23 protein-coding genes are annotated in these 22,561 nt (G+C 70.4%); 4 read left to right on the top strand and 19 right to left on the bottom strand.

Annotated elements, in window-relative coordinates:
* Window positions 1-23: 23 nt before the first annotated feature.
* From GC157_00785 to GC157_00765, 5 genes are all read right to left on the bottom strand, one after another.
* On the bottom strand, window positions 24-1,148 hold the full coding sequence (locus tag GC157_00785; protein ID MBI1376011.1) for a hypothetical protein: 1,125 nt from the start codon (window positions 1,146-1,148) through the stop codon (window positions 24-26).
* A complete protein-coding gene (locus GC157_00780) occupies window positions 1,145-2,422 on the bottom strand; it encodes an ATP-binding protein (protein MBI1376010.1) in 1,278 nt (425 codons plus the stop codon). The genes GC157_00785 and GC157_00780 overlap by 4 nt, the downstream gene beginning before the upstream one ends.
* A 77-nt stretch (window positions 2,423-2,499) precedes the next feature.
* Window positions 2,500-3,921 carry a hypothetical protein gene (locus tag GC157_00775; protein MBI1376009.1) on the bottom strand — a complete coding sequence of 474 codons (1,422 nt, stop codon included), beginning with the start codon at window positions 3,919-3,921 and terminating at the stop codon, window positions 2,500-2,502.
* Window positions 3,918-5,057 (bottom strand): hypothetical protein, encoded by a 1,140-nt coding sequence (locus GC157_00770; protein MBI1376008.1) that lies wholly within the window; start codon window positions 5,055-5,057, stop codon window positions 3,918-3,920. The genes GC157_00775 and GC157_00770 overlap by 4 nt, the downstream gene beginning before the upstream one ends.
* 79 nt (window positions 5,058-5,136) lie before the next feature.
* Window positions 5,137-5,439 (bottom strand): hypothetical protein, encoded by a 303-nt coding sequence (locus GC157_00765; protein MBI1376007.1) that lies wholly within the window; start codon window positions 5,437-5,439, stop codon window positions 5,137-5,139.
* Window positions 5,440-5,836: 397 nt separating this feature from the next.
* Here GC157_00765 and GC157_00760 point away from each other — a divergent pair, with 397 nt between their 5' ends.
* Window positions 5,837-6,067, top strand: coding sequence for a hypothetical protein (locus GC157_00760; protein MBI1376006.1), 231 nt, complete (start codon window positions 5,837-5,839; stop codon window positions 6,065-6,067).
* Window positions 6,068-6,079: 12 nt separating this feature from the next.
* On the opposite strand, the gene GC157_00755 is transcribed toward GC157_00760, so the two are convergent.
* From GC157_00755 to GC157_00690, 14 genes are all read right to left on the bottom strand, one after another.
* Complete coding sequence (locus GC157_00755; GenBank protein MBI1376005.1) at window positions 6,080-6,298, bottom strand: hypothetical protein; 219 nt, start codon at window positions 6,296-6,298, stop codon at window positions 6,080-6,082.
* Between the two features lie 195 nt (window positions 6,299-6,493).
* Entirely contained in the window at window positions 6,494-9,679 is a 3,186-nt protein-coding gene (locus GC157_00750) for a LysM peptidoglycan-binding domain-containing protein (GenBank protein MBI1376004.1), read from the bottom strand.
* Window positions 9,676-10,125, bottom strand: coding sequence for a hypothetical protein (locus tag GC157_00745; protein ID MBI1376003.1), 450 nt, complete (start codon window positions 10,123-10,125; stop codon window positions 9,676-9,678). Before GC157_00745 ends, GC157_00750 begins: the two co-directional genes overlap by 4 nt.
* A complete protein-coding gene (locus GC157_00740) occupies window positions 10,125-10,565 on the bottom strand; it encodes a pilus assembly protein (GenBank protein MBI1376002.1) in 441 nt (146 codons plus the stop codon). Before GC157_00740 ends, GC157_00745 begins: the two co-directional genes overlap by 1 nt.
* Window positions 10,562-10,984 carry a pilus assembly protein gene (locus GC157_00735; GenBank protein ID MBI1376001.1) on the bottom strand — a complete coding sequence of 141 codons (423 nt, stop codon included), beginning with the start codon at window positions 10,982-10,984 and terminating at the stop codon, window positions 10,562-10,564. Before GC157_00735 ends, GC157_00740 begins: the two co-directional genes overlap by 4 nt.
* Before the next feature lie 6 nt (window positions 10,985-10,990).
* A complete protein-coding gene (locus tag GC157_00730; protein ID MBI1376000.1) occupies window positions 10,991-11,206 on the bottom strand; it encodes a hypothetical protein in 216 nt (71 codons plus the stop codon).
* A gap of 66 nt (window positions 11,207-11,272) precedes the next feature.
* On the bottom strand, window positions 11,273-12,103 hold the full coding sequence (locus tag GC157_00725; GenBank protein ID MBI1375999.1) for a hypothetical protein: 831 nt from the start codon (window positions 12,101-12,103) through the stop codon (window positions 11,273-11,275).
* A gap of 56 nt (window positions 12,104-12,159) precedes the next feature.
* Window positions 12,160-13,098 carry a hypothetical protein gene (locus GC157_00720; GenBank protein MBI1375998.1) on the bottom strand — a complete coding sequence of 313 codons (939 nt, stop codon included), beginning with the start codon at window positions 13,096-13,098 and terminating at the stop codon, window positions 12,160-12,162.
* On the bottom strand, window positions 13,098-14,447 hold the full coding sequence (locus tag GC157_00715; GenBank protein ID MBI1375997.1) for a CpaF family protein: 1,350 nt from the start codon (window positions 14,445-14,447) through the stop codon (window positions 13,098-13,100). The genes GC157_00720 and GC157_00715 overlap by 1 nt, the downstream gene beginning before the upstream one ends.
* A gap of 119 nt (window positions 14,448-14,566) precedes the next feature.
* On the bottom strand, window positions 14,567-15,406 hold the full coding sequence (locus tag GC157_00710; GenBank protein MBI1375996.1) for a hypothetical protein: 840 nt from the start codon (window positions 15,404-15,406) through the stop codon (window positions 14,567-14,569).
* A 1-nt stretch (window position 15,407) separates the two neighbouring features.
* Window positions 15,408-16,100, bottom strand: coding sequence for a hypothetical protein (locus tag GC157_00705; protein MBI1375995.1), 693 nt, complete (start codon window positions 16,098-16,100; stop codon window positions 15,408-15,410).
* A 34-nt stretch (window positions 16,101-16,134) separates the two neighbouring features.
* A complete protein-coding gene (locus GC157_00700; protein MBI1375994.1) occupies window positions 16,135-16,827 on the bottom strand; it encodes an ATP/GTP-binding protein in 693 nt (230 codons plus the stop codon).
* A 218-nt stretch (window positions 16,828-17,045) separates the two neighbouring features.
* On the bottom strand, window positions 17,046-17,639 hold the full coding sequence (locus GC157_00695; protein MBI1375993.1) for a hypothetical protein: 594 nt from the start codon (window positions 17,637-17,639) through the stop codon (window positions 17,046-17,048).
* Window positions 17,640-17,857: 218 nt separating this feature from the next.
* A complete protein-coding gene (locus GC157_00690) occupies window positions 17,858-18,694 on the bottom strand; it encodes a hypothetical protein (GenBank protein ID MBI1375992.1) in 837 nt (278 codons plus the stop codon).
* Between the two features lie 689 nt (window positions 18,695-19,383).
* Here GC157_00690 and GC157_00685 point away from each other — a divergent pair.
* The 3 genes from GC157_00685 (at window position 19,384) to egtD (ending at window position 22,540) form a co-directional block, all read left to right on the top strand.
* Window positions 19,384-19,644 (top strand): helix-turn-helix domain-containing protein, encoded by a 261-nt coding sequence (locus GC157_00685; protein ID MBI1375991.1) that lies wholly within the window; start codon window positions 19,384-19,386, stop codon window positions 19,642-19,644.
* A 611-nt stretch (window positions 19,645-20,255) separates the two neighbouring features.
* The gene (egtB, locus tag GC157_00680) at window positions 20,256-21,557 is read left to right on the top strand and encodes an ergothioneine biosynthesis protein EgtB (protein ID MBI1375990.1); all 1,302 of its coding nucleotides are present in this window, start codon (window positions 20,256-20,258) and stop codon (window positions 21,555-21,557) included.
* Complete coding sequence (egtD, locus tag GC157_00675; protein MBI1375989.1) at window positions 21,488-22,540, top strand: L-histidine N(alpha)-methyltransferase; 1,053 nt, start codon at window positions 21,488-21,490, stop codon at window positions 22,538-22,540. The genes egtB and egtD overlap by 70 nt, the downstream gene beginning before the upstream one ends.
* The last annotated feature ends 21 nt before the right edge of the window (window positions 22,541-22,561 follow it).

The following is a 22,561-nucleotide window of genomic DNA, read 5'->3' as shown; positions in this document are numbered from 1 at the left end:
CACCAGAGGGCGGTGTCGGGGCGTCATCGCGACACCAGCCCCAGGTCGTGAGCCTGGCCCTGCGATGAGTGCGGGACGCGATCGGGGCCGAAGTCGTAGCCGGCGATCCCCAGGTAGGGGACCTCGTCGCGCGGTGCCGCCGGCAGTGCCAGGGCGCTCTCGCGTAACGCGGAGGTGAGCAGGTGCCCGGTGGCCAGGACGTCGGTGAGGTCCACGCCCGGGTTGCCCGCGGCCGCACGCAGCGCGTGCGCGGCCCGGTCGGCAGTGATCCGGACGTGGTCGCTCGCGACCGCGCGGGCCAGGTGGGCGGGGTCGGTGCAGGCGGCGGACTCGACCGCGTCGCGCAGTTCCCGGGTGCCCGGTCCCGGGCCGAGGCGGGAGCTGGCGCGGTGGACCTCCCAGGACACGGTCACGACGTCGACCGGCTCTCCCAGCTCGGCAAGCTGGATCACGGCCGCGTAGACGGGTCGCCAGGCGGTGTGGGTGAGCGCGTCGGGTCGCAACCAACGGGCGACCTCGCCGATGTGGTCGGGACGGGCGATCAGCGACGCAACCAGTGCCTCCTCACCGCGGCGCACCGCCGCAGGATCCAACGCGGGGTGCGCCTGCAGGAGCCGGTCCGCGCCCAGCGCCGACACCGGAACGCCCAGACCGACGACCTCGACATCGGTGCGGGTCGGGACGGGGTCATTCGTCGCGTAGCGCCACCGGAGCTCGGCGTTGTCGAGGCTGGCATCGACCTGCGCGACGACTGCCGTGACGGGGCGGCTGTGCTGCGACAACCCCGCCGAGAGTGCCGCTGCCTGCAGGAGCACGCCCTGACAGGCGGTGTCGCGACGCAGGGATGCTTCCAGCACCATCGCGGCGTAGCGGCGTCCGACCGGGCGGGTGGGTGCCGCTTGAAGCAGGTCGAGGAGATGCGGCAGTTCCGCGCGGGGTCCGAGCCGGTCCGTCAACGCGAGGCCGACTCGCTGCGGGTCCAAGGGTGCGTGCGCCGCGTGGAGCTCGCGAATGCTCGCGTAGACCGAGCGGTGCCACGGGTGGTCGAAGTCCTCCGCACGCAGCCACGCCGTGACGTCCGCGTCGAGCCCGCGTTCGAGCATCAGCGCACCCAGGGTTGCCTGCTCGGCCAGATGCACGGCGTTCACCGCCCCTCCCCCGACTCAGTCGCTGCGCGCATGGCGGCGTCGGTGTCGAACACCGCGAGCTCGTCGACGTGCAGGCGATGCCGCACGACGTACGATCGCCCGGAGACCTTCCACAGCCCGGTGCCGCGCGGCAGCGCGGGGAGCAGGTCGCGCTCGGTGCCCGTAAGCCCGAGGGAGGTCGCGGTGGCACCGAGCTGGTCGCTCTCCTGCCGGTAGACCACGCGGGTGGAGCAGTCCGCCAGCAGGCCGTCGGCGATGGCCCGCGCCTCACTGCCCTGGGAGCCGACGGCGTCGAGGTCGGACAGGCGGTGCAGGACGAGGAGGTTCGCGACGCCGTAGGCGCGGGACAGCTTCCACTGGGCCTGCATCCGGCGGATCAACGGCAGCGACCGCAGAAGTCGCCAGGCCTCGTCGTAGATCACCCACCGGTGCCCGACGGTGGCGGAGGTGAGGGCGGCCTCGAGCCACGACGACGCACACGTCATCGCGACGGCGAGGGCGTGGTCGTCGGACCCGAGCGCGGACAGGTCGAGCACCACCATCGGTGCGCCCGCATCCAGGGTGTGGGTCGATCGCCCGTCGAAGATGCCGGCCAGGTCGCCGCGGATCAGGCGACGCAGCGCGAAGGCCAGGTCACGACCTTCGGCAGCCCGCTGCCCGGTGCTCGTGTTGTCACGGGTGGCCAGCGCCGGGTCGGGGTCGATGAGCGCCTCCACGACGTCGCGGACCGTGGGGGTGGTGTGGCGCTCGGCCTCGGTGAGCGCGGCGTCCAGGGCGCCGTACTCGACCGGAACCAGCTCACGACCCAGGGTCGTCTCCGCGACCGTCGCGAGCAGCCGCAACCGTCGCCCCCGCACCACCGCACGCCACGCGACCGGATCGCCGCCGCGAGGCGGCGACCCGGGGTCGAGCGGGTTCAGCCGGGTAGACAAGCCCTGGCCCAGAGACACGACCGTGCCGCCCACGGCGTGGGCGACCGGCGCCCACTCCCCCTTCGGGTCACCAGGGACATACACGCGGCGGCCAGCCGCGATCGAGCGCACCGCGAGGGACTTCGCCAGCGCGGACTTGCCCTGACCGATCACCCCAGCGAGCAGCACGTTCGGGTTGGTCAGCGCCCCGGCGGCGTAGAGCGCCCAAGGGTCGAAGCAGAACGGGCCCCCCGTGAGGACATCCACGCCGAGGTAGACACCGACTTCGGCCGGTGCAGGGGCGAGGAACGGGTAGGCGCCGGCCAGGGTCGCCGAGCTCGCCCGGTGCGCTGCCACCCGCATCGGGCTCCCGGTGCGCCAGTGCCGGGCATCGGTAGCGAAGGCCGAACTGCCGGTGGCGCCCCGGGGCGCGCGGGCGCTCACAGCAGACCCCTCGCCAGCGGAAGGGCCGCGGCCGCATGAGCTTGCCCCTGCTGGCCGACCAGCAGTCGCAGCTCGCACATCGCTTGCGCTGCAGCGGCTTCCGTGGCGCGGCAGGCGGCTTCGAGCTCGACGCGGCTGCCCGCGGAGACGGTGATCAGGCCGGCGAAGCGCAGGTCACCATGCCCGCCTACGAGGTCCTGCTCTCGGCGCAGGAGATCGTCCGCCTCGGCACGGGTCGACGCGTCCTCGAGCCGCCCGATCCGGGCACGCTGGGCGGCGTCGGCGGTGTGCTCGACCTTCGCGCGTCGGATCTCCCGCAACGCCGCCGACGCCGACAACGGCTCCGCGATCAAGGTGAACGCTCGACGCGCCCCCGGGGCCAGGAGCAGCGGCTGAAGGAAACCCGGGTGGAAGTCGCTACGCGGCCACTCCGCCACCCAGTAGACGGCGTGATGCGCGGAGTCGGTGCGCACGAACTCCCAGAACTCCGCCACCCCCATCGGCCCGACCAGCCCGTCTCCCGTTTCCAAATGTGGGCCGTCCAGCGCCGCCATGGGGTCATACGCGGCGCGCAGCACCCCACGAAGGCGCGCCGGTGACACGACACTGCGAACGTCGACTTCAGCGGCAACGAGCGCGTCGGTGATCGCTGCCAGGTGCTGCTCCACCGCGTCGATTACGGCGGCGTTCACCCGTCGGGAACCGCGCGGGACCCGGACCGCCACCGCGAGGAAGCAGTCGCGCCGGTCGGTCAGCGTTGTCGACTCTGCGAGAAGGTCGGCGACCACCCGAGTCGCCCACGGCGCGTCCGCCAGCGCGTGCTCAAACCACCATCGGCGAACACCCGCAGCACCGTCCGCGCTGCTCCGGTGCAGCAGCTGGACCCGGACGATCTCCGGTTGCTGGCACAGCGAGGCCAGAACCCGACCCCACCCGCTGACCCGCAGATCCTGGGACCCGGGGTCCTCCAGCAGGAACCCGCGCCCGGTGAGCTCGAGGATCCCCGTCACGGTCCCTGACCGACGATGGAACACCAGCGCCGCACCAGTCGTCGGTGAGGCGGTGATGGTCAGGCGCCCCGAGAACCCGGGCAACGACAACGACTCTGGCCCGCTGTCTCGCAGCGGGCGTGCCACGTAGCGGGTCGCCCGGAACACCCGACGCAGCACCCACTGGCCCACGATCGGCAGCCACCTCGTGACGGGCCTGCCCGCAACGCTCACGAGTGCGACTGCGGCGAGCGTCCCCCACACCGGTGCTGTGACGGCGACCCCGACGGCGCCGGCGCCGTACTCAGCAACGACCAGCACGACCAGGGCGACGCCGAGCACGGTGAGCTGACCAGCGTCGAGGCCGAGCAGCACTCCGCGGCGCTCGAGGCGACCGAACCTGACCGACGTCGCCGGCGTCGCGGTCATGACCGATCACCGTCCCCGGAACGTCGAGCAGACCCGACCACGACACCGGACCGCTTCGTGCCGCTCGCCGTGGACGGCGCGACGGTGGGTGCAGACGTCGCAGCCGGAACCGGGTTGGCTGAGCCGCTCGCCCCGGCCGCGGCACCGTTTGAGGCGCCCGCCCCACCAGCGGCGGCGGCCGCCCCACCCGCGCCGCCGAGCAGCATCGTGGTGGCCGCGGACTGCGCCATGAACCTGGCCTGGGACCCCGTCGCCCGCATGGCACTCGGCACAGGACCGGCCGAGACAGCGCCGTGCATGACCGCGGCCGCTTCCATCCCGGACCAGTGCACGAAGCGCCAGGTCAGCCAGGGCGCGAATACCGCGATGCTCAGCAACAGCAGACCGACGAGCAGGTCCGACAGCGAACCCGAGGCGGTGCTCGACGCCGGTGCCGACCCGTCCCCCGAGACGGTCGGACCGATTCCGGCGAACGCGCTAGCACCCACGACGAACACGACGACGATGACGACCTTGCAGAACACCAGCGCGACGACGACCTCGATCCATCGCCGGGTCCACACCCGGGTGTGGTCCCACACCTGACCCGCGAACGCGATGGGTGCGAACACCGCGACGAGCATCAGCGCCGCCTTGCGGAACAGCAGCACCCCCCACATCAGGAGGAACCCGGCGATCATCGCCAGACCGAGCAGGATCTGAAGGACCGGCCCCGCCTGAGGGCCCGCGAGCCACGTGAGCTGGAGGAAACGAGCCGCAGCCCCGGTCACAGTCGTGTTCGCCGATGCGGCGATGAACGTGCAGATCTGATCGGCAGCGAGCAGAGCGGTCTGCGTGACCGCGATCGCGAGGGCAGCGCCGAGCAACGCCTGGCCCACCCCGACTACCGCCCGCACCAGGCCGCCGGGCTCGCGCCTCACGACCGCGGCGATCACCTGAAGCACGAACAAACCCACCACCGCCGGCAAGGTGATCGCGGCGATGACACCGAAGTTGCGGGTGAACCAGTCCGCCGTCAGATCGATCCCTGTCGTTGCATCAAGCGCCGCCAGCGCGGTCGCCGAGACCTGGTCGGCAGCCGTGACGAACGCAGAACCGAGACCGCCCAGGATCGCATCGGAGGCCGCACCACCCACCGAACCCGCCACTCCCCCAGCGGCCTGGCACAGCGGGTCGAGAGGCCCCGCACATACATCGACCCATGGCTGCGCCATGTCAGTGGATCCCCGCGCCGAGGCCGGAGAAGAACGCCACGATCGCGTTCGCCCCGCCGATCAACAACGCGCCGCCCGAGGCGACCAGCACACCGGTCTTCCCAGTGGTGGCCTGGGAGTAGTTACCGCCGTGATGACCCAACGCCCAAATCATCACCGAGATCACGAGCGCCGCCACGCACGCGACCAGTCCCCAAGTGAGCAGGGCCCCCACTATCTGCTTGAGCACACTGAGCCCGGGCAGGCCACCGTTGTTCGGGGTCACTCCCGGGTCCGCCGCCAGCAGAGCTGTCCGCACCCGCATCGCGATCATCACCACGTCTCCCAACGCAGAGTCACCTGGCTCGCGAATGAACGAGCCCTCTACTAGGAGGAGTGCACGGAAGGGGGGTCAAACCGGGGTGGGCGCTGAACTTCCTCGTGACGGCAGTGGTCGCGCGTCGTTCACCCGTCGGCTCACGTTGGATCCAGTCGACCGCGACGGACATGCCGCCCCTGCAGGTGGATTTGGTCGCGATGACCGGCAATGTCGCCAGGTCTTTCTGGGGGATGACGAATGGAGCGCAGTCCTGCGGGTGGCTCGACAAAGCCTTCGCAGCGCTGGCCGGATCGCCTTCGAAGCCACGGATCCATCGCGACTGGCATGGGAGTCCTAGTCCAAGCGGGACTCACTGACCCGCGCCCTCGTACCCCAGGTTGGTGTGGTTAAGAGCTGGAATGAAGTGCGAAGCATTGCCGGTCAACTCGTCACCTTTGCGACGACCTTCAACGTCGCAGGGCAGATTCTCACCTCCGAGTCGACGCTCAGGTTCCGCTCCCGCGACGACACCGAAGTGTCGCTCGACTCAGCAGGTCTTTCGTTGGTGGAAGTGCGAGACGCTCCAGCTCGACCGGGGCTCGAGTTTGTCTTCATCGCTGAACTCGGGGAGTGACCCCCGGGCAACTCAGAGCAGGTCAGCGACTTGTTCGCATGCCCAGGCGCTCACGGGTCCGCGCGAGGACACCTCGATTCCGTGATTGGCCGCGAGCTCGCGGGCGAGTGACGGATGCGCCTTGAGGTAGAGGGCTGTCGTGCTTCTCGGGAGCCGCCCGCGGTCGGAGGTAGGGATCTTCGTCGCCTTCGCCCATCGGCGCACGTCTGACGGGTCAAGTGCCACTGAGATTCCTTCGTCGGTTGAGTTGGTTCACGTCGACGCTGCGATAGACGACACCGAACCAGGGCGGGTTCGCCCGCCCCATTCGTTGGTCCCAACGTAGTTGATCGCGACGGAACCCATCGCATGACAACTCAAGACGACCGTTCCCCACCCTCTCAAGCGTTCTCATCGACGCCTCGCGCGTTGCGACTCGACGGGAGGTTAAGCACCGCTGAGGGTGCTGAGGAGTTCGATGATCTCGTCGCTGAGGCCGGCGTCGGGGTCGATGGCTTCGGTCTGCGCCCGCAGGCGACCGACCAGGCGATCGATCATGTCGGTCTGACCCTCAAGGGCGGCAGCTCTGATGGCGTGTCCGTAGAGGAGTTCTGAGGCTGGGTCGGCCAGTAGGCCACGCGCCGCGGCTCTCAAAGCGGCTCGGGTGTCGTGTCGGTCGAGTCGGATGACGCAGAGCTCGTGGGCGATGTCCACGATGGAACTGGTCATCTCCTGGGCGTCAGCCTCCGCCCAGATGTAGGTGGTGGGATCGATGCCGAGGAAGGGTCGGCCTCGCACGAGTTGGAGCGCCCGTTCCAAGTCTTCCGCTCCGCCGTGTCCCGCTGCGAGGCCTTCGTTCGCGAGGCGCAGGAAGTCATGCCAGTCGCAGCTCACGCCTGCACCGACCCGGTAGTCGCCAGCCTCGGCGACCAAGGGGAGATAGTGAGTACCGTTCGGTGCTGTTCCCAGCCAGGAGCGTGTCCGCGAGACGAAGGTGTTGCGGGTCTCGACGGTGACACGGCGTCCCGGCCACATGGCTTCGTCGATCTCGGGGGCGCTCGCGCCGGGGTGCAGCGTCAGGTAGGCGACGAGCTCCGCGGCTCGCGACTTGCGTTGATGCGCGTGCCCGGGCTGGGTGTTCTGCACCTCGACGCGACCGAGGACGCAGACACGCGGCCCCTCTGTCACGGCCGAGCCCACCGCGTTAGCTTCCCGCTCTGCAGCCGGCGGTGGGGACAGGGCCGCCGAGACGGCCGCGCGGTGAGCGTTCAACGCATAGATCGGCGTTCTGGGCGCGGACGGCGTCGCGACAGACTGCGGCTGCGGGAACACATCGGACACCACGACGTCGGTGCGGGCAGGTTCTGGGTCGGTGGCGAGCGTGAGGAGTCCGACGACGGAGTCGAAGTCCTCAGCCGTGATCCGCTGGGTCCGGATGACGAGCCCGAGGGGGTCCAGAATTCCGGTTCCGTCTGCATAGACGCGCAGGTCCCATCCCTGGCCACCGGGGGTCGCGGTGATGATGGCGACACCGGACCACGGCTGCGCCTCGGTGCGGACGGGTGTGATGAAGATGTGTGGCGTCCAGGTGTCCGGCGCCAACCCACGCGATCGCGCGACGTTGACGTCGGTGACTCCGGCGTCTTTCAGGATTTCGGACACCGCGGAGGTGGTCTTGTCGACCCGGGGTCCGGTCGCGTCGTCGAGGTCGCAGCCCTGGACCCGCCCGCTGTCGCTGACGGCGGCGAGGTCGGCGAACTCCGGAGACAGCACGAGCGTCGTTGCCGTGGCCAGCGCGCTGGTCGCCAGCTCGACAGCGAGCGCCCGAAGCACGTCGCTTGCACTCGCCTGATCGCCGGCAACCGTCAACGTTCCGGCCGCTTCGAGGTTGAGCAGGACCACGGAGTCGCCCGCCGTCCCGATGGTGACCAGTGCCGGGTAGGGGTTCAGCTGCTCGGCATCGGCGGTCGAGTCGATTGCGGTATCGCGGTTGAGCCTCCAGATGCCGGGGCCGGCGGGCATGAAGGGGTGCACGGGGTCACCCGGGTCGTCGGTGCTGAGGTCCAGGACCTCCGGGGACAGCGTGACGGCCTGCACCCGGGGCAAATCTCGGCCGCTTGCCCGGCACGTTGCCGCCAGGGCGGCGAGCGCCTGGGTGAGGGTCTCGATGGTGATGGGGTCTTGGTGGGCGCGCAGGGTCCGCTCGACGATGCCCGCCTGCGCGTCAGGCATCGGGAGGCGGTTGCCTGGTCGGCGTCGTTGTTGTTGGCGTCGGCGGCGGCGGGTCAGCTCGGCCACGATTCCGGTCGCCGTGAGCACGGTGAGACCCAGGGCGATCTGGTTGAGTCCGACGCTTGAGCTGTCCAGGTCGGCGGCATCCGCGGCCGGCACCGCGGCCGATGCCGACGTGGTCGGGCTCGGGTCGGCGGGTTGCGGTCTCGCAGTTGCTGTCGCAGATGCCGGCTCGGGCCGGGGACCAGAATGCAAGTGTTGGTGTGGTGCGGGCGCCGCGGGCGTAGTGGTTGAGGTTGATGGCCGAGCCGGGCGATCGGTGTTGTGGTGATCGACGGTGGCCGTGCCAGTCGACGTAGTCGGCGGCAGCTTCAAGATCCAGCCGGTGAGAATCACGTCGGGGTCCGTCAGTCGTCCACCCACATGCTGGTCTCGTCCGAGGTTGAGTTGGTAGATCTCGCGCCACCGCTGGCCGTCACCAAGGTGGTGTTCCGCGATACTCCACAGGCTGTCGCCGTGCCTGACCTGGTAGGTGCGGTCGGTGTGCGGCCTGCTTGCCTTGGGTGCCGGGTGGTGGTTCGGTGTTGCGGGTGTGCTTGGTTCGGCGTGGGTGGGGAGTAGGAGCACCCAGCCGGGGTAGATCCAGTGCGTGTCGGACAGGGTGCGTCCGTCGGGCTGGGGTCGACCGTAGTTCAGGCGGGCGATCTCGCGGAAGCGTGAGCCGTCGCCGAGGTACCTCTCTGCCAGGCCCCACAGCGTGTCTCCGCGGTGCACCGTCACGCTTCGGTGTGTTCCCTGTGCGGCCCGAGCTGGCTGTATGGCGTTGTTGGGCCGCGCGGCGTCGGCACGCGGTTCCGCGCGCGAGGGTGCTGCGGACCGATGAGGACCGGATGCGCTGATCGCTGGGCTGCTGGCCGCATCGAGGACGACGCTGACCCCGGTCGTGGCAGCGGCCGGCGCCGCTGTCGATGCGGGGTGAAGGGTGAGCAGGACGGCGGCGGTCGCGACCAGGGCGGCGGCGGCGTGCTGCGGGACGCTGAGAAGAGGGAGTCGTGGGCTGGGCAGCCCGCGCAGGATCGCGATCGCTTCCACGATGACGGAGAACGTGAAGGTCGCCCAGGCGAGCCAGGCGAGGACGGTCAGCGCGGCCAGGAACAGGTGACCGTCGTCGGGTCGGGTCAACGCACCCCACACCGTCGACCAGCTCGGCATCCCGACCACGTGCAGCTGCCCCACGACGAGGAGCAACGCGGGGATGCCGGCGACCAGCGCGAGCAGGAGCGTTGCTGCCCCGAGGCCTCGGACAAGGTCGCCCGCGGTGCGACGTGGCGCGGCCAGGACTGGTTCCGGGCGTGCCGCTCGCCGAGTGAGGGTGTCGCGTGAGCGCGGGTGGTGGGTCATGGTGTCGCTCCTGTGACGCCGCGGACGAGGGTGACGTGGGCGTGGCCGTGCACGGTCATCGTGGTGATCCCGATCAGGCCGAGAAAGACGGTGCGGGTCGTCGTGGTGACCTCGACGTCGAGGGACTTCCCGGCGTCGGTGACGCTGACGGTCCCGGTGACTCCGGCGCGGCGAAGAGACGTGTTCGCGGCGGCAACCGCGGCACGCGCATCTACCGTAGGCGTGGCACCGGTGATGGCCGCGGGCACGTTGATGGCCTGGCCGCCGGCTCGAGCCGCATCAGCGGCGACGGCGTCGGCGTGCTGCACGGCGCGGATCTTCGCCCCGCCGTCGACGACGAGCCCGAGGAGGACCAGGAGGCCGACGACCGTGATGGCCAGGAACAGCGTCACCGATCCCGCGTCCGACCCGGACGGAGTCTCGGTGCGTCGCCAGCGGGAAGACATCAGCGAGCCCGATACGTGTCGAGGACACTCACGGACTGACTGGTCAGCGAGCGGGAACCGGGCACACCGGGGACCGAGAGGTCCCCGAGATCCAGCGTGCAGGTGACGCGGGCGGTGACCTGGGCCGGGTTCCCGACCGCAACCGCGAAACCAGTGGTGTCCACGCTCACCGTGACACCCGTGCAGTGCAGGTTGTGGGCCGCGAGGTACTCGGTGGCGGCCCGCGTGGCGGCGGCACGGGCGGCCTGCGGGGTTCGGGCCAGGGACGCTTCGCGAGCCGCGGCCTGGGACGCGCCGTCGATGGCCTGGCTGGCGATCTCGATGCGACCCGCGACGATGACCAGCCCGAGCAGGAGAAGGACAGCCGGGGTCAGGATCGTCAGCTCCAACGTGATCGACCCCGTGTCCCGACGGCGAGGGGACGCACCGGCGGGGGTCATGGGGCGCCGTCGGTGGTGAACCGTTCGACAGGTCCCACAGCGATCGCGGTGACCTCGATGCCGGGGACGCCGGGCAGCACCGACAAGGACCGGCCAGTCACTGCGATGCGGACCACGGTGGGCGTGCTTCCTGCGCTGCTGATCGTGGTCGCGGTCAGCGAGTCGCCAGCCTGCTGGTCGAGGAAGTTGCGGGTTCGTGCGACGCCCGCGTCGGGTCGAGCACCGTAGGCGGCACCGGTGGTGACGCCCTCTTCGGCGGCGGCGAGGGCGAGGTTGTGGGCGTAGAACCACAGCCCGCCTTGCACGATGGCGAAGACGAGGAGCAGCAGGGCTGGGCCGAGGATCGCGATCTCGACGCTCGCCGAACCCGCGTCACCGCCGGGGCGGTCACGCTTGCGGGGGCTCGCGGGCGTATGCATGTGTGGCTACTTGATCTGTTCGGTGCGTCGGGTCACGGCCAGGGTGATCGCGGTGACCAGCAGCGTCGCAACGGCGATCAGCCCGAGGGTGATGATCACCATCTCCAGCGTCGACACACCAGCATCGCGGTCACCGCCGCGTCGTGCCGTGTAGGCGCGGCGGGCCCGGGCGCTGAGGCCTCCCGCGGCGATGAGGGCGGGTCGGATCAGGACGTCGCTCATGTCGGATCTCCTTGTCGCTGATGGTGCGGCCTGGTGGTGGGCGTGATCCTCGTGCGGGTGATGTGCCTAGCCGAACAGGATGCGGGCGAAGGCGGGGTAGCCGATGAGGGCCATGAACGCGATCCCCAGGAACGCGACGGGGACGATCATGTGTTCCGACGCCGCGTTGGCCGCGGCGGCGTTCGCGGACAGCAGCTGGCTGCGCAGCGACGCGGCACGGGCGCGCAAAGTCGCGTAGACGGCTGCCCCGTCCTCCCCGGACAAGCGCATGATGTCGGCGATGTCGGCGAGCTCCGGGACGCCCACCGCGTCCGCGAGCTGGGCCAGGCCCGTCCACGGCGGCTGACCGGCGAGCTCGGCGCGAGTCAACGCATCGCGGATCCGGAGGAACGCAGGAGAGTCTCCGACGGTCGCGGCGCGCTCGAGGGCCTCGACCGTGCCGGCATCACCGGCGCGTTCGAGTGCGACGAGTTCGAGGTACGCGCAAACCGCCTGGCGCAGCTCGTCGCGCGCCGCGCCGGCGCGACGTCGCAAGTCCAGATCGGGGACCGTGAACAGCACGGCTGCCAGTGCCAGCGAGGCCACGGCGGGGATCACGAACGGTGGGGACACGCCGAGCAGCGTCATCATGGCTGCCAGCAGGGCGGGGAACACCAGGCCGAGCAGCCCGTAGCCGAGCTTGCGTACTGCGAGATCCTCCGGGGTCTCCCCGACAAGGTCGAGGTCGCTGCGGTAGCGGCGCAACCCGAACGCCTGCACGACCGGGGGCACGGCACGGTCCCGCAGATGACCGAACCGACCGGAGCTGGGTGCCGTCATGGACGGTGTGGTCGCGGTGGCGTCCAGGCGATCCAGGGCGGCCGCGAGGTCGGGGGTGTTCGGGAGCAGGGAACGCACCACGAGCGTGACGCCGGCTCCGAGGGTCGCGCCCGCGAGGACGACCGGTGCGCTGATCACCGCACACCCCCTGGCCGCGCCAGGGCCGACCCGTTCGTGAGGTCGATGCTCGAGGAGCCGAGCGCCGAGGACCCGGGAGCCGAAGTCAGGAATCTCGATTCGGGCTTGGACAGCGTCAGGGCGCGCATCCAGGCCAGCGACCCGACGAACCCGAGCGTGATCACCACCAGCACCAGCTGCCCGAGCAGCGTGCGGTAGGGCGCGAGGTAGGTGCCGTTGAGCGAACCGACGGCGACCACGCCCAAGGTGATCAGGGTGACCGCACGTGCGGTCGCGCGTGGCTTGGCGCGTTCGGCCTCCACCTTGCGGCGCATCGCGACCTCCTCCGCGACCGAGTCCGCGACCGCGCTCAGCACGCGGGCGAGGCCGGGTCCGCGGCGGCGGGCACCGAGGATCAACGTGGCGACGATGAGGTCCCCGGTCGCGTCGTCGAGGTCGTCGGCGAAGGCCCGCAACGCGGTCTCCGTCGGCCACCGCGCCGCCAGCCGCGCCGCCAGCGCGGACACCTCATCGATCAACGGGCCCGGACACGTGCGCACGGTGGCGGCGATCGCCTGCTCGAGCCCGACACCGACAACGAGGATGTCGGACAGTCGTCGAGTCCACTCCTCCAGCGCCTCCACTCGGTCGATGGCGACGGCAGCGGTCCGGGACGTCGAGAGGATCACCGGCAGGCCCACCACTGTGACCGCGACGATGAGGCCGGCGACGAGCCATCCGCTGAGCAGCCACACCACGACGGCCGCGGTGATCGCGGTCGGCCACCGCCACCGAGACCACGACGTCGCCGCCACCCGAGTCCGCCGACGCCGGGACTCGGGTCGCCAGGACCGCGACGACGCGGCACGCACCGGGACCCGGCGCCACCCGAGCGCCACGAGAAGAACACCGCACACCACCGCGGCGCCGGCGAACGCGGCGAGCAACCCGGTCATCACCGCCCCCCCACCCTGCTCAGCCGCGTCGGCCACGTCCCCGACCTCGCGTCGAGGAACCCCGGGTCGAACCCGGCGCGGATCAGCTCCGACAGGCACGCCGGTGCGTGTGCGGGGACCGCTCGACCGTCGGGACCGGGGGTAAACACCGTCGTGGTCGCGGGGCGCCCGAATTCGCCCATCCCGTTGATCTCGAGGACTTCGGAGACGAACCGGTGCCGGCGACCACCGATCGCCGTCTCGTCGAGGAGGTTCACGTGCACGAGGAAGTCCACCGACCCGGCCAGCAGCCGGTAGGCGAAGACATCGGTCATCCCGATGTCCGCCGACAGGCACAGCGTGACGATGCGGTCCAATGCATGGTGCGCGGTACGGGCGTGGATCGTGCACAGCGACCCGTCGCCGGTGCTCATCGCCTCCAGCATCGGGACGGCCTCGCTACCCCGGACCTCGCCGACGATGATCCGACGCAGGTTCATCCGCAGCGAGTCCACAACCAGATCTGAGAGGGTGACCTCGCCGGCGCGACGCCCAGCGGCGTCCTTCTCGCTGCTGCCCTCCCGCGCCTCCATCGCCACCACCCGCGGGTGCCGGTCGGGCATCTCGTGGAGGTGGAGCTCGTATTCGCGTTCGATCGTGGCGAAGCGCTCCATCGGCGGGAACTCGTTGGCCAGCGCACGGATCAGAGTGGTCTTCCCGGCGTTCTGCAACCCCGTGACCACGATGTTCTTCCCCGCCCGCAACGCCGCACGCAGGAACGCCACCAACGTCGAGTCCACCGTGCCCAGTGCGACGAGGTCGTCGAGGTCGACGTCGCGGACCCGGTGTCGGCGCACCACGACCTGGGGGCGGGGCGTCGTCCACGCCATCGCAGCCAGGCGGGAGCCGTCCTCGAGGCGGATGTGCAGCCGCGGGTTCGCGGTGGTGAAGGTGCGTTCCGACCCGCCGACCCGCGCGGCGAGGAGCTGCAAGTGCTCGATGAGTTCCTCATCTGAGTCCGCGACCGCAGGTCCGGGCTCCTCCCTACCGTCGGCGTAGGACACCCAGACCCGGTCGTGGCCGTTGACCTCGATGTTCTCCACGTCCGGGTCATCCACCAGCGGCTGCAACCGGCCGAGCCCGAACAGGGCCGCCATCACCGCATCGGCCAGGGCGTACTCCTGCTCCACGCTCCACTGCGGTTCACCCGCATGAACGCGGTCCCGGGCCCGGGCCGAGAGGACGTCGGCCAACAGGGACCGGCACAGTTCGCGGCGAGCCGTCGCGTCGCTGACAGGGTCGGCCTGCAGCCGCGCGGCGAGCTGCTCCGCGACCTCACGGCGGACCTCACGCACCAAACCGTGGTCCAGCCCTCCGACAGTCTCGGCTTCGGACTCGGGCCAGTCGTGCCCGGCCGCTCCGGTCGGCCAGACGTGTCTGGCGTCCGGTGCGGTGAGGTCCTCGAGGTCCCAGATGCGAAGGGGTTCGGTCACGGCGTCGCTCCCGCCCGGTGATTGGCGGTCACGACTGGGGCCGGCACCGTGGGGACAGCCGACGCCCGGGTAGTTGCGTGGGCCAGTAGTTCGGTGGCGCCGGCGTTGGCGGAACGCATCAACGCCGAGCGGGCGAACCGCCACGACGCCGCATCTCCGTCGGACAGGACGGCGGCAGACGCGGGGTCCCAGGCCATCCGGGCGCGGACGGGAAGTCCGACTGCGGCTGCGATCTCACCGGCGCCGTACGGCTGGCCCTCCCCCACCACGACGCACCCCAGCGAGTCGGTCCCCCCGGGAAACCCGGTGCGCTCCTCGACCAGTCGTCGCCCGGTGGCACGCGCCGCTGCGCTCGCGCGCAGCGACGACCGCAGCACCAGCAGCACCAGGTCGGCCCGAGCACGCAGCGCCGCAGCCTCGTGGGCCGTACCGACCCGACCGAGGTCGACCAGCACATCGACCCTCGAGAGCTCCCCTTCGGGGTCGGCGAACACCTCGGCCAGAGCGAGCCACACCCCGGCCAGCGACCGAGCCTGCGCCGGATCACTGATCCCGGTCAGGAGCAGCCTGGTCGCGGACTCGTCTACCGCGATCAGGTGTTCCCACAAGCCGGCGCCCAGGTCGGCGGGGCGTGCGGCGGCAAGTCCGAGCACCCCGTCGGTGCTCGAGACTGCGCCCCTCAGGTAGCCGGGCGCGAGGTCCCCGCCGGCCATGTCCGCGTCCACGACCAGCACGCGGCGACCGGGTGCGACCTGGGGCCACGCCCACGCCAGGGCCAGCGCGGTCGTGGTGACGCCCGGGGACCCCTTCGCCGAGGTCAACGCGATGACGGTCATCTCAGCCCGTCCTCGGTTGCACGACCACCGCGATCCGTCCCGTCGCCGCGCGCGCGGCCAGCGCCGGCCCGTCACCGGTCGCGACGGTGACGTCCACGACGGTGACGCCGTTGACGTCCATCCCACCGACCCGGACCACCGTGGCGGGAATCGTCGCGGGCGCGACCGCGGACGGGTCCGCGTCGGCGGCGGGGGTGTCCACCACCAGCACCCGGTCGCCGGGCGCGAGCCCGCCCGCGGGCATCCGGGTCGCAGGGATCGCGACACCGACCAGCACCTGACCCGCGGCCGGGGGTGCCGACGCGGCGAGCTCGGCGCGGGACAGCAGAGATCCCGCTGACAACGACGCCGCGGCCACGCTGCCTACGACGGTGTCCAGCTCGGAGGCGGGAACGGTCGCGACGTTGGGATCGACCGAGACATCGGTCGTGGTCAGGTCCGCAGCGGTGATCGGTGACCCGTAGGGCACGTCACGGGCGAGCACCAGCACCGCAACACGCTGACTCGCCGAGCTCACCAGCCACACCGACGTCAGGGCGCCGACCGCGACCAGGGCGAGACCGAGCGCCAGCATCAGCGGACGGCGGCGACCCTTCGGCGCGGCCACTCGAGGCGCGACCGGCATCGGGCGACTCGCGCTCGCAGCGGCGGTCACCCTCGTGGTCGGGGTCGATCCGTTCGTCGCCGTCGTCATGGCGCCGCCTCTCGTGACTGCACGCTGGAATGGGTCAGGACACCAGGACCTGCAACTCGCCAATACGCACCGACGTCGTCGACGTCCGCGTCACGGTCAGCACGCCGGACTGCCCACCACCGGCCCAGGTCACCGACCACGTCGTCGTCGCCGTGACTGTGTAGACCGACCCCGGCTGCGAGGCCGACGAGCGGGTGTAGCGGTACCCACAGGTCGGCGAGGCAGCCGCACCCTTCGACGTCGTGTAAACGGTGCCCGGGTTCGTACAGGTCACTGAGTGCCCGTCACCCATGTCCCATACGATCTTCTGCGCCCGGGCCGTCGCCGTCACCGACAGGCCAGGCACCGCCGCCGTCGCCGATGTCGGTCCCCACGTTGAGGGCGACACGGTCGTCCAGAGCCACACCGGGAGCCCCACGAGGCCGGTCTTCCCCGCACCCGGGGCCATGCCGATCTCCGGACCCGTCAGGCGCATGGTGTCCAGGGCGCTCTGAGCCAGCATCGCCGGCGTCGCTGAAACTCCGCCGTAGCCTTCGGGCGGGTTCGGTAGCCACGCCCAACCTCCACCCGATCCGGGTGTGCCAAGGCATGTCGTCAGGTAGACGTGACCCTGCGGGTAGTGGCCATTCCATGCCGAAGAATCCGGCGCAGGCGGGGGCTCGACGAGCATGTAGTAGCAGCCATCGGTGTTGCTCCACCAACCGAAGTGACTGTCGAAGCACGGCATCACTTGCCCCGTGGCCGGAACCTTGCAGACTCGCTGGCCCGGCGTCCCCGTTCCGGGTGTTCCACCCGAGCCGGGGCTTCCCGGATCGGTAACGACGACGACGCACACAGGGGCATCGGGTGGGCAACTCACACCGCCCGAGTCAGCGACCGCCGGAACACCACTCGTCATGAGCCCGACGATCAGTATCCCAGCGAGAGTGCTCGCCAAGCGACGCCTCAGCACGGCTGATCCCGGTGCGCGACGGACCCACTGATGACCCACCTGCCGTCGTAGATGGTCGCAATAGAGTCCACGACGACGCGTGCCGATTGCCCTGGCGCCAATGCGGACTTGCCGGTGGCCGAATAGACGGGGAGCCAGCGCGTGCTGTCGAGGCAGTCTCGGATGGACACCATCGGGCTAGCGGTCAGCGTCACGGACGTGACCTCGGCGGAGTGTGCCGGCTTGCCTCGCATTTCGATTCCGCTGTGGCGGAAAATGAGGATGGCAGCCTGGGCGTCCGCGAGGGCCTTGTCGATGCTGTACCGCGCGAGCGCCACCGGGGGGCCTTGCGTCGGCTTGGCCTGCGATGCAACCTTCGCGTCCCAGAACGCGGCGTAGCTCGCCAGAGCTGCCGAGCTCGCCGATGCGGTGGGGTTCGGGGATGGACTCGATGTTGACGGGCTCGTGGACGGGCCCGATTCCGAGGTGGACGTCGAGACAGTCGGGCTCTGGGTCGCAGACGGGCCGCTGCATGCGCTCAGCGGGATCAGCACAGCGAGTGCCAGTCCCGCGTACACCGCCCGGCTCGGGCGGGTTCCCTCGTTCACGCCAATCACCGCCTCTAAGCGCGAATGGGACACTCGCTGAGCTGCGTGGCCAACGTCGTCGTCCGGCCTTTGTACCCCCACATTTCGAGGAGCGACACCGCTTCGCGCGATCTTGTGGAGAACTCGCCGGAGAACGGTCACGCGGCGCAATATCGGCTGAGGCAGCCGACTACGTTCCGTGTTGACGGCTGCATCCGAACGGATGACGGGAGGCATGATCACGCCGCCTGATTGGGGATCAGCGCGCTCGCGGCCCGGTTGGCCGCGGTGACCGTGCTGGGCATCCACGACGTCACGGTCGAGCGCATAGCCGCCTGCACACCCGCGAGCTCGAGGATCGCCGGACCATCGGTCGCCAACTGCTGAACCACGCCGGGCCAGCCGGGGACGCCCAGCACCGCCACAGCGACCCGGCGTACCTGCCACCCGGGGATCTGCAAGGCGGTAGCAAACAGACGCCAGTCCACGGCGTCCGACCCCACGCGACCTGCGGAGCACGCGACGGCCTCCACGACGCGAGCAGCTGTGCTGCGCGTCCACCCGACCTCCACGAGGGCGTCCACCACCAGCATCAGCAGCGGGCAAGCGTCGAGCCAGAGGAGTCCGACCTCGTCAGCGATCTCGGTGCCATCTTCGGGTAGGTCCTCAAGGCTGATCAGCGCAGCACTTGAGTCCGATGTGCTCCGAGGGGTCGACCCCGGGCTTGTCGGCACCGATCGGCGGCGCGCCCGCCAGCTCTTGCGGGCATCCGTCCCGTACTCGCACGCGATGATCTCGCCGAGCACCGAGTGGCGCGCGACCTGCCACAGAACGCCCCACGGCGACTGGGCCGTGCGCAGCGACTCGTCGAGCAACGTCTCCCACACCGCCTCCCAAGCGGTCGCCTCGGCCTGCTCCCGGGCGGCGTTGCACAGTCCGGTGCGGACCAGCTGGGGGCGTACGACCGTGGCCCTGACATAGACGAGCAGGGACTCCCCGACGACGGACTCCCAACCCAGTTCGTCGATGGCCGTCAGCGCGGACAGCAGGCCGGCGCGGTCACGAGTGATCTTCACCCTGGCGCCGACGGACGCCCGTCGGTGCTGGCTCGCCGGGGCGACTGGCGACGAAGCTGACATGGAGACCTCCGGGTTCGGTGACTGACACCCGAACGCTGCTCACCGGGGGTTGCCGCGAGTCTGGCCATGCGCCCGGCAAGCCCCTGACCTGCATCGACAGTCTCTTGCCACGGACAGAAGTCGAACGGGGGCAGGCCGATGGCCAGGGGGCCGCTGACTTCCCGGTCCGCGTGGCCAGGTCCGTGGCAAGGGTGGCGACAGTGCAGATCCACGGATCGGTCAGCGGGCTGGCGGGGACGACCGGACCGGCCACGACCGGCGGTGAGGGTGCGGAGACCAGGTGACCACCTTCCCGGTCGGAGGCAACCACCCGGTCCGGGGCTGACACCAGAACGCTGCTCGGTGGGGTTGCCGTGGGTCTGGCGCCAGCCGGACGACCCCAGTCTCAGCACGGACGCCGTGACGCGACACACGTGCATCAACGATGGCCAGGTCCGCGGCCAGGGGCAGCCGACGCCTCACCCAGCGATGTGTGGAACTCGTGAGTGCGGACCGGTGATGGCCAGACGCCTGGCAAGGGGGGTTACCCAGAGTGGGCCGGGCCCGTGTGAACGCAGGCTTCGCAGCCGGTTCAGCGTCCACACAATTCGACCGCCGTCGGCGGCCAATCCCGGGAGATGACAGCCATGACAGTGGACACCCACCAAGCCAGCGCAAGTCCCGCGACCGCGGCCACGACCCCGTGCGACCTCCTCGACGTCGATCAAGCAGCGGAGCGGTTGGGGACGCCCGTGCGCTTCGTCCGGCGTCTCATCGCGGAACGACGCATTCGCTTCTACAAGATCGGCCGCTACGTACGGATCGACCGACATGACCTCGACCGCTTCGTCGAGGACGCCCGGATCGATCCGCCCGAGAGTCCGCCCTGGGCACCGGCGCCCCGGTAGCCGCGTGTGTGTCAGACCTGCCGTGCCGGCCCGGGAGAGCCACGCAACCGATCGCAGCGCCAGTCGTGTACGACGATCGACGGCGACGCGATCGGCAGCGGTCGCGACGACAGATGGGCAGTGGCGGGGTGGAGCCGAAGCCGGCGGACCGGCACCAGCGACGAGTGAGTGTCAACGCGGTCGGTGCGTAGCTTGTGGAGGTCGGACAAGCGATAAGCGCGAAGGCCCAGCGAAGCGTCCCCGCGCCCCGGACTATGCCCGGCTGCGTTCCATGACCCCGACTGCCACCGCCGTTGCCATCGCCGCTCGCAGGAGGAGTTACGCCGGCGCCTGGCGGTTCCCGCCCATCCCACACCGATGAGACGCTGGCCTCTCGGCCACGAGCGAGCAACTCCTCTTGGCGTCGGCGCGCGAGGCGTGCACGAGAGGCCCAACACCGAGTTCGCGCCGGGCAAAACGCTCCCTGGGGCACCTCGTGGGCTGCGAGGCCGGGCGGCAACCTGGTGCCGTCAGCCGCAGCTTGGGAGATCGCCTGATCAGGTCGGAATGTATCTCCGTCGATGGCGGGTTCCCGTCAGGTCAGCATCAGCCCACGACGAGGAGGCCAGGCAATGCGACCTTTGGCGTCGACACGCGAGGGCCTGGTCACCCGCTTCGACGAGGTCCGTGCGCATACCGAGGCGCTCGCCGCGCCGCTCTCGCCCGAGGACCAGACCGTCCAGTCGATGCCCGACGTCTCGCCGACGAAGTGGCACCGCGCGCACGTCACCTGGTTCTTCGAGACCTTCGTCCTAGCCGACCACGAGCAGGGGTTCGCGCCGTTCCAGGACCGCTACTGGTTCCTGTTCAACAGCTACTACGAGACCCTCGGCCCGCGGTACTCCCGCCCCGACCGCGGGCTCATCAGCCGGCCCGGCGCGCACGAGGTCGCCACCTACCGCGGCAACGTCGATGCCCGCATGCGCGACGTCATCTCCTCCCTCGACACCGGCACCCTCGAGAAGCTCGCGCCGACCCTCGAGCTCGGCTTCCACCATGAGCAGCAGCACCAGGAGCTGCTGCTCATGGACATCAAGCACGTGCTCTCGCGCAACCCCCTGCAGCCCGTCTACGCCGGCCGCCCGGCCGCCATCGCCGCGCCCGACCGCCTCGGCTGGGTCGACGTCGAGGGCGGGCTCGTCGAGATCGGGCACGAGGGCGACGGCTTCAGCTTCGACAACGAGCAGCCGCGCCACCGCGTCTGGCTCGAGCCCTACCGCCTGGCCGACCGCCTCGTGACGAACGGCGAGTGGCTGGAGTTCATGACCGACAACGGATATCGCCGCCACGAGCTCTGGCTGTCCGACGGCTGGGCGAAGGTCAACGCCGAGACATGGCGCGCACCGTTCTACTGGCAGCAGCTCGACGGCGTATGGGTCGAGCACACGCTGCACGGCACGTTCCCGGTGGACCCCGCGCTGCCGGTGAGCCACGTCAGCTTCTACGAGGCCGAGGCTTACGCGACCTGGGCCGGCAAGCGCCTGCCCAGCGAGGCGGAGTGGGAGCACGCCGTCGCGGTCGACGGCGCGGGCACCGAGGGCGCCAACCTCGCCGACGGCGAGACGTTCCACCCGCGTGCTGCGGAGGCGTCCACCGGGCGGCTGCGCCAGGCGTTCGGCGACTGCTGGGAGTGGACGTCGTCGGCCTACCACCCCTACCCCGGGTTCCACCCCGCGCCCGGGGCCATCGGCGAGTACAACGGGAAGTTCATGTCGAACCAGATGGTCCTGCGCGGCGGTTGCGCGCTCACGCCTCCCGGCCACGCGCGCACGCCGTACCGCAACTTCTTCCCGCACGCAGCCCGATGGGCGCTGTCCGGCGTGCGCCTTGCGGACGGCGGGACCGCCGACCTGACTCGAGAGGTGACCGCGTGACCCGGACGAAGGAACCGCACATCGAGGTACTCCTCAGCAGCGACTGGGCGACAACCAGCCTCGTCCAGGACGTTCGACGGGGGCTCGGAGCCCAACCGCGCAGCCTTCCGCCCAAGTGGCTCTACGACGACCACGGCTCCGAGCTGTTCGACCTCATCACCCGCCTCCCGGAGTACTACCCCACCGAGCGCGAGCGCGAGGTCCTCAGCACCCACGCCCACCAGATCGCGGAGACGAGCGGTGCGTCGACACTCATCGAGTTGGGCAGCGGGACATCGGACAAGACCAGGACCCTCCTTGACGCGTTCACCGAGACGCGCCAGCTGAAACGTTTTGTCCCGGTCGACGTGTCGGAGGCGACCTTGCGCCGCGCCGCTGCCGAGATCTCCGCGGCGTACCCCGGTGTTCAGGTCGAGGGTCTCGTCGGCGACTTCACCCTGCACCTCGGCGATCTCCCCCCGGGCGGCCGCCGGATGGTGGCTTTCCTCGGCGGCACGATCGGCAATCTCTACGTCGAGGAGCGCGCAGCGTTCCTCGGCGCGCTCGCCGACTCCCTCGCCCCCGGCGACTCGCTACTGCTCGGCACCGACCTGGTGAAGTCCGCCGACCGCCTCATCGCGGCGTACAACGACCCGAACGGCATCACAGCGGACTTCGTCCTCAACTCCCTGCGTGTTCTCAACCGTGAACTCGGCGCGGACTTCGACCTCGACGCCTTCAGCTACGTCCCGTTCTGGGACGCCCACATGGAGCGGATGGACTTGCGCCTGCGCGCCGAGGCACCCCAGCACGTCCGCATCCCCGGAGCCGACCTCGAGCTCGACCTCGCAGCAGGCGAGGAGATCCGCATCGAGATCTCCACCAAGTTCCGCCTCGAGGGCATCGGCGCGGAGCTCGCCGCCGCCGGCTTCGACCCGACAGGTCAGTGGACCGATCGTCGTGGCGACTATGCGCTCACCCTCGCCCACCGGCGGCACCGATGAACGCGACGCACACGCACTCCA

This window comes from Frankiales bacterium (assembly GCA_016125335.1).
In the GTDB taxonomy this organism is placed as follows: domain Bacteria; phylum Actinomycetota; class Actinomycetes; order S36-B12; family CAIYMF01; genus Longivirga.
Note: the sequence above shows the minus strand (reverse complement) of the source record. Positions and strands in the feature narration are given on the sequence as shown.